The 12,426-nt window shown below is 63.6% G+C and carries 14 protein-coding genes; 1 reads left to right on the top strand and 13 read right to left on the bottom strand.

The genetic code is table 11. The features are described 5' to 3' along the window. Positions 1-40: 40 nt before the first annotated feature. The 4 genes from M1E12_RS18520 to obgE are packed head-to-tail and all read right to left on the bottom strand — an operon-like array spanning position 41 to position 4,214. Positions 41-637, bottom strand: coding sequence for a nicotinate-nucleotide adenylyltransferase (locus M1E12_RS18520; RefSeq protein WP_479564914.1), 597 nt, complete (start codon positions 635-637; stop codon positions 41-43). A 37-nt stretch (positions 638-674) separates the two neighbouring features. Then, complete coding sequence (locus tag M1E12_RS18515; RefSeq protein WP_479562859.1) at positions 675-1,958, bottom strand: glutamate-5-semialdehyde dehydrogenase; 1,284 nt, start codon at positions 1,956-1,958, stop codon at positions 675-677. Further along, positions 1,951-3,126 (bottom strand): glutamate 5-kinase, encoded by a 1,176-nt coding sequence (proB, locus tag M1E12_RS18510; RefSeq protein WP_479562858.1) that lies wholly within the window; start codon positions 3,124-3,126, stop codon positions 1,951-1,953. Before proB ends, M1E12_RS18515 begins: the two co-directional genes overlap by 8 nt. After that, positions 3,126-4,214 (bottom strand): GTPase ObgE, encoded by a 1,089-nt coding sequence (gene obgE, locus M1E12_RS18505; protein ID WP_310242651.1) that lies wholly within the window; start codon positions 4,212-4,214, stop codon positions 3,126-3,128. The genes proB and obgE overlap by 1 nt, the downstream gene beginning before the upstream one ends. A gap of 86 nt (positions 4,215-4,300) precedes the next feature. Here obgE and M1E12_RS18500 point away from each other — a divergent pair, with 86 nt between their 5' ends. Then, complete coding sequence (locus tag M1E12_RS18500) at positions 4,301-5,164, top strand: endonuclease/exonuclease/phosphatase family protein (RefSeq protein WP_479562857.1); 864 nt, start codon at positions 4,301-4,303, stop codon at positions 5,162-5,164. A gap of 33 nt (positions 5,165-5,197) precedes the next feature. Here the strand turns inward: M1E12_RS18500 and M1E12_RS18495 are convergent, their stop codons facing one another. The 9 genes from M1E12_RS18495 to phnE (M1E12_RS18455) form a co-directional block, all read right to left on the bottom strand. Then, a complete protein-coding gene (locus M1E12_RS18495; protein WP_479562856.1) occupies positions 5,198-5,785 on the bottom strand; it encodes a GNAT family N-acetyltransferase in 588 nt (195 codons plus the stop codon). Further along, on the bottom strand, positions 5,782-6,420 hold the full coding sequence (locus M1E12_RS18490) for a GNAT family N-acetyltransferase (protein ID WP_113459026.1): 639 nt from the start codon (positions 6,418-6,420) through the stop codon (positions 5,782-5,784). The genes M1E12_RS18495 and M1E12_RS18490 overlap by 4 nt, the downstream gene beginning before the upstream one ends. Before the next feature lie 126 nt (positions 6,421-6,546). Continuing rightward, positions 6,547-6,816, bottom strand: a complete 270-nt coding sequence (gene rpmA, locus M1E12_RS18485; protein WP_110791351.1) for a 50S ribosomal protein L27 — start codon at positions 6,814-6,816, stop codon at positions 6,547-6,549. 36 nt (positions 6,817-6,852) lie between these two features. After that, complete coding sequence (gene rplU / locus M1E12_RS18480; RefSeq protein WP_113377745.1) at positions 6,853-7,167, bottom strand: 50S ribosomal protein L21; 315 nt, start codon at positions 7,165-7,167, stop codon at positions 6,853-6,855. A gap of 265 nt (positions 7,168-7,432) precedes the next feature. Then, positions 7,433-8,032, bottom strand: a complete 600-nt coding sequence (gene phnN, locus M1E12_RS18475; RefSeq protein WP_479562855.1) for a phosphonate metabolism protein/1,5-bisphosphokinase (PRPP-forming) PhnN — start codon at positions 8,030-8,032, stop codon at positions 7,433-7,435. Continuing rightward, on the bottom strand, positions 8,032-9,168 hold the full coding sequence (locus M1E12_RS18470) for an alpha-D-ribose 1-methylphosphonate 5-triphosphate diphosphatase (RefSeq protein WP_479562854.1): 1,137 nt from the start codon (positions 9,166-9,168) through the stop codon (positions 8,032-8,034). The genes phnN and M1E12_RS18470 overlap by 1 nt, the downstream gene beginning before the upstream one ends. A 4-nt stretch (positions 9,169-9,172) precedes the next feature. After that, complete coding sequence (locus tag M1E12_RS18465; RefSeq protein WP_479562853.1) at positions 9,173-9,874, bottom strand: DUF1045 domain-containing protein; 702 nt, start codon at positions 9,872-9,874, stop codon at positions 9,173-9,175. A gap of 50 nt (positions 9,875-9,924) precedes the next feature. Further along, positions 9,925-11,451, bottom strand: a complete 1,527-nt coding sequence (phnE, locus tag M1E12_RS18460) for a phosphonate ABC transporter, permease protein PhnE (protein ID WP_479562852.1) — start codon at positions 11,449-11,451, stop codon at positions 9,925-9,927. Between the two features lie 7 nt (positions 11,452-11,458). After that, the gene (gene phnE, locus M1E12_RS18455) at positions 11,459-12,421 is read right to left on the bottom strand and encodes a phosphonate ABC transporter, permease protein PhnE (RefSeq protein ID WP_136539319.1); all 963 of its coding nucleotides are present in this window, start codon (positions 12,419-12,421) and stop codon (positions 11,459-11,461) included. Positions 12,422-12,426 lie beyond the last annotated feature (5 nt).

The raw sequence follows: 12,426 nt of genomic DNA, 5'->3' as shown, positions 1-12,426 counted from the left end.
ACTTTCAAGGCATGGTCGAAAATGCCGAAGGTGCCGATCCTCAAGATCGCGGCTTGCCTGCCGCGGCCCGGATCGCGGTAGAGCTCAGGGTCGAGCGCGGCCCGTGAATGAAGGTCCAGGCGGGTGCCCGCTTCTGCCAGAGAACACCGGCATCCTCCTCGTCAACCCGTGCGTAATCGAAGGTCCGTGCCGTCTTCGACGAGAGATAGGCGAGCGTGGAGCCTGGCCGGTCGATGACGGCGATCGGGAAGGTCGTTGCGATCTTCTGCCAGCGCTGCCAGCGGTGGAAGCCGGCCAGATTGTCGGCTCCCATGATCCAGATGAAATGGACATGGGGATTGCGGGCGCGGATGAAGTCCAGCGTCCGGGCGGTGTAGCTCGTGCCAAGCGTCTTTTCGAAGGCCGTGATCTTGATCCTCGGATCCCCGGCCAGCGCTTCGCAGGCCGCCAGCCGCTCCGCCAGCGGCGCCAGTTCGTTGCGGCTCTTGAGCGGATTGCCCGGCGTCACCAGCCACCAGAGCTGATCGAGGCCAAGACGTCTCAAGGCGATCTCGGCCACCAGCAGGTGCCCCTGATGCGGGGGGTTGAAGGAGCCGCCGAACAGGCCGACCACCATGCCGCGCTCGACATGCGGCATCACGGTATGGCGATGGGCGAGTGCGGTTTCCACCACCTCAGGGACGGACCTGGCCGTTGCCGCGAACACGGTACTTGAAAGAGGTCAGCTGTTCGACGCCAACGGGACCGCGCGCATGCATCTTGCCGGTCGCAATCCCGATCTCCGCCCCCATGCCGAATTCGCCCCCATCGGCGAACTGGGTGGATGCATTGTGCAGCAGGATCGCAGAATCGATCTCGTTGAAGAACCGCTCGACGACGGCGGGGTCTTCCGCGATGACGGCCTCGGTGTGGTTCGACGAATAGCGGGCTATGTGGTCGATCGCCCCACCGATCCCGTCAACGACCGCCACCGAGATAATCGCGTCGAGATATTCCGTGCGCCAGTCTTCTTCCGTGGCCGGCTTCAAGCCCGGGATGACCCGCAGCACCGTGGCCGAGGCGCGGATTTCGCAGCCGGCTTCCGTCAGAACCTCGATCAGCGGCTGCAGATGGGTGGAGATGGCAGCACTGTCGACGAGCAGGGTTTCGGCCGAGCCGCAGATGCCGGTGCGGCGCATCTTGGCGTTGACGACGATCTTCTTTGCCATGTCGAGATCGGCAGAGCCGTCGACATAGACGTGGCAGAGGCCTTCGAGATGGGCGAAAACCGGCACGCGGGCTTCCTGCTGCACACGCGCGACGAGGCTTTTGCCGCCGCGGGGCACGATCACGTCGATCGAACCTTCGAGGCCCGACAGCAGCGCGCCGACGGCAGCGCGATCCGTGGTGGGCACAAGCTGGATGGCATCGGCGGGCAGGTCGGCGGAGACGAGACCCTTTACCAGGCAGGCATGGATCGCCCGCGAGGAATGGACCGAATCCGATCCGCCGCGCAGGATGACGGCATTGCCGGCCTTCAGGCAGAGGGCGCCGGCATCCGCGGTCACGTTCGGGCGGCTCTCGTAGATCACGCCGATCACGCCAAGCGGCGTGCGCACGCGCTCGATATGCAAGCCGTTCGGGCGGTCCCATTCGGTGATCATGCTGCCGACGGGATCGGGCAGCTCGGCAATCTCGCGCATCGACCGCGCAATCGCTGCGACACGGGCGGAATTCAGGGTCAGACGATCGACGAAGGAGGCGGCGAGGTTGGCGGCCGCCGCGTTCTTCAGGTCGAGCGCATTGGCAGCAAGGATCTCGGCCTCGGCGGCGACGAGAGCTTCGGCCATGGCGAGAAGCGCCTTGTTCTTGGCATCCGTCGAGGCGATGGCCAGCGGTCGAGCGGCGGCGCGGGCGCGGCGGCCGATGTCGAGCATCAGGCCTTCGACGGAGTTCTGGTTCGACACGGCATCAAGCATGGGCTGCATCCTTGCGGTCACTCGCTGCGGTGTCCCGCAGTTTCGGTTCGGTCATGACGAGATCGTCTCGATGGATCATGGCGGCGCGGCCGGGATAACCGAGGATCTTCTCGATCTCGTTGGACTTGCGCCCGCAGATGCGGCGTGCCTCGTCGGCATCGTAACCCGCCAGGCCACGGGCGATCTCGCGCCCCTCAGTCGTCACGATCGACACGGTATCGCCGCGATGGAAGGCGCCGGAGACGGATCGCACGCCTGCGGGCAGCAGGCTCTTGCCGGAGCGCAGCGCACCTTCGGCACCATTGTCCACCTGCACGATACCGGCCGGCTGTAGCTGACCGGCGATCCAGGTCTTGCGTGCCGTGACCGGCGACTTGGAGGCGGCAAACCAGGAATGCCTTGCGCCGTTTTCGATCCCTGCGAGCGGGTTCATGGTCTTGCCCGATGCAATGATCATGGCGCAGCCGGCGCTGGTTGCGATCTTGCCGGCGTCGATCTTGGTGCGCATGCCGCCGCGCGACAGTTCCGAGGCTGCACCGCCGGCCATGGCTTCGATCGCGGGTGTGATCTCTTCGATCGTGTCGAGGAACTGCGCCTGCGGGTCGAGATGGGGCGGGGCCGTGTAAAGGCCGTCGATGTCGGAGAGCAGAACGAGCAGGTCGGCGCCGGCCATGGTGGCGACGCGGGCGGCCAGACGATCGTTGTCGCCGTAGCGGATTTCGGTCGTCGCGACTGTATCGTTTTCGTTGATGATCGGCACGGCGCCGATCTTCAAGAGCTGATTGAGGGTGGCGCGGGCGTTGAGATAGCGGCGGCGCTCTTCGGTGTCGCCCAGAGTCAGCAGGACCTGGCCCGCGACGATCTGGTGGCGGGAGAGGCTTTCTGCCCAATGGCGGGCCAGCGCAATCTGACCGACGGCTGCGCAGGCCTGGCTTTCCTCGAGCTTCAGGGCGCCGGAGGGCATGTCGAGCACGGTGCGGCCGAGGGCGATGGCGCCCGAGGAGACGACGAGAACGTCCGTGCCCCTTGCCTTCAGCGCCGCGATGTCATCGCAGATGGCGTCGAGCCAGGCTTTGCGCATGCCGGAACCGCGATCAACCAGAAGGGCGGAGCCGATCTTGATGACGACCCGCTTCACGCGGGAGAGCGAGCGGAGCCGGGTGGTCATCAGTCGTCGCCTTCCCCGTCGAAGCCGGCTTCGAGATTGCCGTCGTCGTCCCGCTTCCGCCGGTTCTTCTCACGCTTCTCGGGCAGGGGCTGATTGCCCTGGGCCGCGACGATCACATCGCGCAGGGCGCGCAGCGCATCCGTCATGCCCTTGTTGGTGATGGCCGAGAGAAGCAGCGGTGTCTGGCCGCAGGCCTTCTTCAGCTCCGCTGCCTTCTTCTTGAGTTCGGCCTCGTCCAGCACGTCAATCTGGGAGAGTGCGACAATCTCCGGCTTGTCTTCGAGGCCGCCGCCATAGGCATCGAGTTCGTGGCGGACGGTCTTGTAGGCCTTGCCGACTTGCTCTTCCTGGGCAGAAACGAGGTGCAGAAGCACGCGGGTGCGCTCGACGTGGCCGAGGAAACGGTCGCCGATGCCGACGCCTTCATGGGCGCCTTCGATCAGACCGGGAATGTCGGCGAGGATGAATTCGCGTTCGTCGACAGTGGCAACGCCGAGATTCGGATGCAGCGTCGTGAACGGGTAATTGGCGATCTTCGGCCGTGCGCGGGTGACCGAGGCCAGGAACGTCGACTTGCCGGCATTGGGCAGGCCGACGAGACCGGCATCGGCGATCAGCTTCAGGCGCAGCCAGACGGTCTTTTCCTCGCCCTCGAGACCCGGATTGGCCCAATCGGGCGCCTGGTTCGTCGAGGTCTTGAAATGGGCGTTGCCGAAGCCGCCATTGCCGCCCTTGGCAATGCGGAAACGCTGGCCCTCGGCCGTCAGGTCGACGATCAGGGTCTCGTTGTCCTCTTCGAAGATCTGGGTGCCGACAGGAACCTTCAGCGTCACGTCTTCGCCATTGGCGCCGGTCCGGTTGCGGCCCATGCCGTGCGTGCCGGTTTTTGCCTTGAAGTGCTGCTGGAAGCGGAAGTCGATGAGCGTGTTCAGGCCGTTGACGGCCTCGACCCACACGTCGCCGCCGCGGCCGCCGTCGCCACCGTCGGGTCCGCCGAACTCGATGAACTTTTCGCGCCGAAACGAGACAGCACCGGCGCCGCCGTCGCCCGAGCGAATGTATACCTTAGCCTCATCGAGAAATTTCATCTTGCTGCCGTCAATTCTTCTGTCAGGTTCTGCGCGGAGATTGCGGCCATCGATATAGCCGCTTGGCGCGGAGGTCAAAGAGTATCGTGAAGTTCGTAAGCTACAACATCCAATACGGCTTCGGTCAGGACGGGCGTTTCGACCCCGATCGCATCGCCGACAGCATCCGCGATGCCGATGTGATTGCGTTGCAGGAAGTCACCCGCGGTTACAGCCGGAACGACTATGCGGATCTTGTCGAGATCTTCTCCGCGGCCTTTCCGACCTATTTCACTGTCTTCGGACCGGCCTGCGATGTGCTGGTCGATCATGCGGTCACCGATGGGCGTCTGCGGGAGCGGCGCTTCCAGTTCGGCAACATGGTGCTGTCGCGTTTTCCGATCCGCGCCAGCCGCAACCTGCTCTTGCCGCGCCACCGGACCTTCGACAGGCTCAACCTGCAACGGGGCGCGCTGGAGGCGGTGATCGAGGCGCCGGGCGGGGCGCTCAGGGTCTATTCCGTTCATCTCGACCATGTCTCGCCGGACGAGCGGCTGGCGCAAATCGCCTTCCTCAAGGATCGCGTCCAGCTCTATGGCGAGGAAGGGGGCGCCCTGACCGGCGTCAATGAATTCGGCCTGCCGGATCCGCCGCTGCCGCAGGACTTCCTGATCATGGGCGACTTCAATATGGAGCCGGAAAGCCCCGAATATATCGCTATGGTCGGCCGCAACGACGCCTATTACGGGCGCGCGCCGCGTTCCGGGTTTCCGACGGATGCGGAGGCATACCTCAAGGCCCGGCCGGCGGACGGGTATAGCTGGATCAGCGAGGACGGGGCGCGGCGCATGCATCTCGATTACTGTTTCGTCAGCGGCGGCCTTGCGGGTCGCCTTGAAGCCTGTCGTGTGGATACTTCCGCCCGTGGTTCCGACCATCTGCCGGTCTGGGTCGAACTGGCGGAAGGGTGAGCCCCGGGCGGCTGGCGCCCGGAGCATTGTCGGCTATGCAAGTCTCCTGCGGCCGGCGAAGTCCGGCTGGGACAGACGGAATTCGACCAGCGGCGCCATGGTATTGCGCGCCTTGGAGAAGACGTCCTCAACGCCGACCGTGCGAAAACCGCGGGCTTCCAGCAGGCGAAGCGATGCCGGGTTGTCGGCAAAGGCGCCGCCGAAAATCTCGGCTTGCGGCATGCGCCGGAAGAAACGGTCGAGGGCTGCCTCGACGGCTTCGGACATGATGCCCTTGCCCCAGTAGAAGCGGTTCAGCCAGTAGCCGATGTGCCAAAGGCCGTGGCGGAGCTCCAGGGACACAACCCCGATATGGACGCCATCGAGCGTGATCGCAAAGTGCCAGTCGGGCTTGAGGCCCGACGTCACCATGTTCAGCCAGTCGCGTCCATCCTCGCGGTCGTAAGGGACAGGCACGCGCGTCAGCATGCGGGCAACGGCGAAATCGGTGAGCGAGTTCGCAATCGCATCCGCATCCTGCATGCGGTGAGGGCGCAGCACCAGGCGTGCCGTTTCGATGACCGGGCAGGCGCCCGGCATCAGCGGCACTGTGGCGGGTCTTTCGGCCAGCATCGCGCTCATCGCATTTCCCCCCAGCTCTTCAGGGACAGCCAGGTCTTGCGGTCGAGCCTGTACCATTCGACGGGGACCGGCCCGCCCATGGCAAGGTTGCCGACCATGCCGGTGCCCTGGAACTGGAAGCCGGACTTCTGGATGACCCGGCGCGAGGCGATGTTGGTGACGCGGCAGCGTGCATCGATGCGGCTTACCCATTCGCGGGTGCGGAAGGCCATGTCGATCAGGGCATGGGCTGCCTCGGTGGCATAACCCTTGTTCCAGTAGGGTTCGCCCAGCCAGTAGCCCATTTCCAGGATGGTGTCGTCGGCCGGATTGGGCTCCAGCGCGCAGCAACCGAGGAACTCGCCATTGTCCGCCTTTGTGATGGCATAGACGCACTTGCCAATCTCGCCGATATTCGTGCGTCGCACGAAGTCGGCCGCGTCTTTCGCCGTATAGGGATGCGGCATGCGTGCCACCATGGTGGCAATGGCGGCGTTGTTGGCGAGATGGGCAAGGGCGTCGATGTCTTCGGTGTGGGGTGCGCGCAGGACCAGCCTTTGCGACAATAAGACAGGGCAATCGCTCCTCGGCCGATCGGGCCTTGGCCGTTCTTCGGGCGACCGTGATTGGTCGTCCCTCAACATCAGACTTTGCATGGTTCAGTCTCCTTCGTTGGACAAGAAAAAAGGGGAGATGGCGCCCCATCTCCCCTGTTTTCTAGACTGAACCTGGTGCGGTCAGCCGGGTCGATGAGACGCCGGCTGTTTTAGAGCGCTACCGGCTTATTCCGCTGCTTCGGCTTTCGGCATTACAGACACGAAGACTCGACCGTTCGACTTCGTACGGTAGTCCACATTGCCGGCCGTGAGTGCAAAGAGGGTATGGTCCTTGCCCATGCCGACGTTCGCGCCCGGATGCCACTGGGTGCCGCGCTGACGCACGATAATGTTGCCCGGAATGACGACTTCGCCACCGAACTTCTTCACGCCGAGGCGCTTGGAATTGGAATCGCGACCGTTGCGCGAGGAACCGCCAGCTTTTTTGTGTGCCATGGGAGTTCTCCTTTAAACCTTGTAGTTAGACGCGCTTCAGGCGGCGACGATGTCGGTGATACGCACCACGGTGTGGTGCTGACGATGGCCGCGCGAACGCTTCGAGTTCTGACGACGACGCTTCTTGAAGGCGATGACCTTCTTGCCGCGGGTCTGTTCGACAACTTCGGCCGTAACCTTGGCGCCAGCCACGAAGGGCGCGCCGATGGTTGCAGATTCGCCTTCGCCGACGACGAGAACTTCGTTGAATTCGATGGTTGCGCCAGCTTCGGCTTCCAGCTTTTCGATGGTCAGCACGTCGTTGGCGTTAACGCGGTACTGCTTACCGCCGGTCTTGATGACTGCGAACATTTTTTATCCTTTCATGTTCGTTCCGGCTCTCCCCTTGTCGAGGGGCCGTCTTTTTGCCAGTCGGAGGAGCGGATCAAAAGACCCGCCGGTTGCGCTTCGCGATATCGCGAAGAACGAAAGGCGCAGTTCGCCCACGCTTTAAGTCGAGCGTCGCATACGTGAGGGCATGACGGGAGTCAAGCCGAAAGCCTGGAAAAAGCGAGACGACGAAGCTTTCGCGTTCAGAGTGTGGCAGGCTTGTCAGCGAACCGGCGCCACGTGCTCCTCAGTCCTTGTGTAGCAGGCTCTCGATCAGGTCGACAAGCGTCCTGCCGGCCGCTTCCAATTCGCCGCTGTTGTCGATCTCGACGACGTGCAAGTCCGGAGACAAGGGCTCGGTCGCGCGGGCGAGCCGGGCTTCGATGTCGGCAGCGGTTTCCCGGCCGCGGGCCGCCAGGCGCTTGGCCAGGACTTGCGGTTGCGCGGTGACATTGACGACGACGAGATTGGCGAAGGCGGAGCGGAAGGCTTCGAGCGCCGAGCGGGATCCATTGGCGATGACGACATCGCCGCGGCCTAGGCTCTGGTAGACATCGGCAGGAATGCCATAGCCGAGCCCATGGGCCCGCCAGCTGACGGCGAAGGCGCCTGCCTGAGAAAGCGCTTCGAAGCGGTCGAGCGTCACGGGTTCATGGTCCTCGCCCACGGCATCGCGCGGACGGGTAATCACGCGGCGGACGAAGTGCAAGTCCGAGCGACCGGCAAAGTGCCGACGCGCGAAGTCCATGAGGCTGTCCTTGCCGACGCCGCTCGGGCCGACGACGGCGACCAGCGTGCCGCTGACGGTCTCCCTGCTTGCCGACCGCTCCGTGACTGCTTGCGTCATCAGGCCACCCGACGCCCTTCCCGCCAGACCGAGCGGATGACCGGAACGCCATCCGTCCGACGGACGCGCACGAGATCGGCCCGCAGGCCGGCTTCGATGCGGCCGCGATCGTCAAGGCTAACGGTGCGTGCCGGCGTTGATGTGACCATAGCGATCGCCTGGGGCAGCGAGATGCCGTCGATTTCGTCGGCGAGCACGAAGCTCGCATGCAGGAGGCTGAGCGGCACGTAGTCGGAGGACAGGACGTCGAGCACGCCGCGTTTGGCGAGATCGCGTGCGGCGATGTTGCCGGAATGCGATTTGCCGCGCACGACATTCGGGGCGCCCATCAGCACGCTCATGCCGGATTTGTGGGAGGCTTCCGCAGCCTCGAAGCTGGTCGGGAATTCCGCGAGCTTCACGCCGTGTCCCTTGGCCTCTTCAACATGGGCGAGCGTCGCATCGTCATGGCTTGCGACGGTGATGCCGCGCTCGGCGCAGACCTTGGCGAGTGCATCCCGATGGACTGCGGAATATTTCTGCGAGAGCGAGAGGCGGCTTTCCACGAAGCGGGCGAACTGTTCGTCGGTCAGGCCGCGCTTGGTTTTGTAGTAGAGCGTGTACTGGTCCATCGTCTGGAACTGACGCTGGCCCGGGGAATGGTCCATCAGCGAGACGAGGCGCACATGCGGGTCGTTCTCGAAATCGGCGAAGTGATCGAGCACATTGTCCGAGGCGACTTCACAGCGCAGGTGAATGAGGTGCTCCGCGCGCAGCCGGTCGTCGCGTTCTGCGGCCTGGATGGCGTCGGCCATCTCGCGCATCTCGCCCTTGTCGAAGCCGCCGTCCTCGTCGGAGCCCATGCGCAGGCAGTCGAAAACGGTGGTGATGCCGGAGGTGACGATCTGGGCGTCGTGGGCCTGGATGGCCGAGGTCATGTGCCAGCGCACGCCGGGACGCGGGGAATAGTGCGATTCCAGATGGTCGGTGTGCAGTTCGACGAGACCCGGGATCAGGTAATCACCGCCGAAGTCTTCGCCCGTGCTGCTCTTTCCTTCGTCGATCGATGCGATCTTGCCGTCACGAATGACGACGCTGCCATCGACGATCCGGTCTTCAAGGACGATGCGGGCGTTTGAGAGTATCTGTTCAGACATGAGATCAGCCGTTCTGTTGGGCCGCCTTCAGGGGCAGCCAGGAATGGACGGAAAATGGAGCACCGCGTTCGGGTTCGACGAAAAGCACGAGAGCGTCGATCCTCAAGGGGCGGCGGATGAAATCGGCGAAACGTCGGTTCAAGATTGCGGCCATGGCCGGCGCCTGTGCTTCGGGCACGTGGCCTGTCAGGGTCATGTGGAAACGGAAGTCGTCGAAGACGTAAGGGTAACCCCAACTCACAAGGTTTTCCCGCTGGCGTGGCGGCAACGAGTCGGGTTTGCGCCTTGCGATATCTGCTTCGGAAAGCGGTGCGCGGAAGGGCTCGAAGGTTTCCACGACGCTTGCCGCGAACGCCTGCAAGGGCGGATAAAGGCTCTCCGGCACCAGGGCGAAGAAGTGGCCCAACTGCCCGACCACCACGGAAGGAATGTCGAAGGCGGATGTCTTCGCGGTGAAGGCTTTCATCGCGTCCAGCAGCTCTGCGTCACTTCGCCCGTCGGCCAGGTGGAAGGGTGCTTTCAGAGTTGCATGAAAGCCGTAACGCCGGGGATCGGCCGTCAGCGCATCCAGTTCGTCGCTCGAAAGCCCACCGTCCGCGGCCTTGAGAAACTCGGTCCCGGTGAACGCATCCCGCCCCAGCCACTCCGCTGCCGTTCTGTTCAGCGGATCATCGGCGGCGGGGGCGAAGTAGAGGGCGTAACGCAAGGCTTTGGCTTTCGTATCTTAAATGCGGGCGGCTGGTCCCGCCCGGTATGTCAGTGGCGACTCTTGCCGATCAGGCGCGAGCGCAGGCTATTGGAGATGGCATCGAATAGAAACACCACGATGAGGATGAGCAGCACCATATAGGCGACGTTTTCCCAGTCGGAATTGGTGCGCATGGCTTCCCAGAGCTTCAGACCGATGCCGCCGGCGCCGACAGCGCCGATGATGGTGGCCGAGCGCGTGTTCGATTCCCAGAAATAGAGCGCCTGAGAGGCGAAGACTGGCATGACTTGCGGCAGAACCCCGAAGCGCTGGACTGCTGCTGCCGGCGCGCCGACTGACTTGACCCCTTCGCGCTGCTTGTCATCGATGTTCTCCAGGGCCTCGGCGTAGAGCTTGCCGAGCGTGCCGGTGTCGGTGACGAAAATCGCGGAAATGCCGGCAAGCGGTCCCGGCCCGAAAGCGCGGGTGAAGAACAGGGCCCAGATCAGCATGTCGACCGACCGGACGAAGTCGAAGAAGCGCTTGGTGATCTGGTTGACCGGTCGGTTGCGAGTGATGTTGCGCGCGGCGATGAAGGACAGCGGGAAGGCGACCAGCATGGCGAGCAGGGTGCCCATGAAAGCCATGACGATGGTCTGCAACAACTTGGTCCAGACGTCGAGGTGCTGCCATGACGCGTTGTAGAGGATGTTGTTCCAGGCAAGTGCCAGATTGCTCATTTTCGGATCTATGCGTTCGCCGGAGGTGATCTTCTGCCAGACCTCGCCAGTGGAGAGGCCGAAGAAGGGCGAGTTGGTATCGAAGATGAAGTTCTCCCAGCCGAAGAAGCGCTTGCGGACGCGGACGCGATCGGAGGACACGTCAATCCAGCCGGCCGAGCCGAAATAAGCGATGACGCGGCCGCCTTCGAGGCGCTGCTCCACCCAGTCTGGCCGGGCGCCCTCGATCATCACGGTGTCGTCTTCCGGGTCGAGCAGAAGCGTTACCGTCTCACTGCCGCGGGTCAGCGTCACGCGGTCACCCGCGATGTCGATTCGGGCGCTTCCTGAAAGGGCGACCTGTGCCTCAGTGATCACCTCCTCCGTCGTCACTGCCGGCGCAGCCGCAGCGCTGCCGGCCGCCGTTGTGGGGGCCGATGCCTGCGGCGTGGGGGACGCCATGAAGCTGAACGAGGAGCTCGGCTTAGGAGCAGTCGGGGCGGGCGCTGCGGCCGAGGGCGTTGGCGCTTCTGATCGGGTGATCGTTGTGCGCGTTGTCTCGATCCAGTCCGGGTTCGGGTTCGGGCCGATCGGATCGAAGCGGGGATAGCTGATCGTCAGCGCACCATCTCGGTCAATGTCGAATTCGGGACGGATTTCGTACGATACCCAGTCGGCGAGATAGTTGCCCGCGATGCCCCAATTGGCTTCCGACAGCGTCTTGCCGATGGCGAAAAACCACCAGCAGAACAGGAAGTACAGCGATAGCATCCCGATTGAGAAAGGGATCCGGTAGCGTTGCCAAAGGCTGCGCTCCAGAACGCGTGGGTAGCGTTCGGCTAGGCGGTTCAGTTCGGCGGTGTTGATCATCGACATGGGAACCTCACGTGACCGACTGGAAGGCCTGCTCGCCGACAAGCTTGCGGCGGAGCCAGGCAGAGAACTGGTCCACGGCAATCACCGTCGACAGAAGAAGGAGAATGATCGCGAGCGTCTTGGCCTCGTGGCCTTGGCCGATCGACAGGCGGAGTGCTTCGCCGATGCCACCGCCGCCGACGGCGCCGATGATGGTCGAGGCACGCACGTTGATTTCCAGGCGCAGCAGGAAATAGCTCATGAAGTTCGGCATGACTTGGGGTGTGATGGCGAACCAGACGCGTTCGAACCAGTTCGCACCAACGGCTCTCAGACCCTCGTCCGGCCGCATATCGGCGTTCTCGATGACCTCGAAGAACATCTTGCCGAGCGCCCCGATGGTATGGACCGTGACGGCAATAATGGCGGGGATCGGACCGAGCGACAGGATCGCCAAGAAGAAGCCGGCGATGACCACTTCCGGAAATGCACGGAGGATTTCCATGAAGCGGCGTACCGGCCAGCGAATCCAGGCGCTGGCCATGGTGTTCTTCGCCGCCAGAAATGCCAGCGCATAGCCGAAGATCATGGCGATCACGGTCGAGAGCAGCGCGATGTTCACCGTCTCGAGCATCTTGTGGAAGTATTCCGGGATGTAGAGGCTCTCGGTGATGTAGAACCGGCCTTCCGGATAATTGTATTTCAGGCTTCCGTCGTCGTAGGGGGACGGCAGGTCGAACAGAGCACGCCAGATTTCCCAGCCGTCGCGGGGGACAAGCTCACCGACGAAATCGAAAAAATAAGGCAGCCGGTCGAAGAACTTGCCGGCATTGGTCTCGTTGGCGAACCACAGCGAACCGGTCACCGCCAGGAACAGGATCACGGCGCCGAGGCCCGTATACATGCGCCGCTTGGCGGCAAGTTCCTGCCAGTGGCGCTCGACGGCGGCGCCGCGCTCGCTCAGGGGGGGCTGTGTCGCCGTCATGGCCATCACCG

The sequence above is a fragment of the Rhizobium sp. K33 genome (assembly GCF_056501445.1).
Note: the sequence above shows the minus strand (reverse complement) of the source record. Positions and strands in the feature narration are given on the sequence as shown.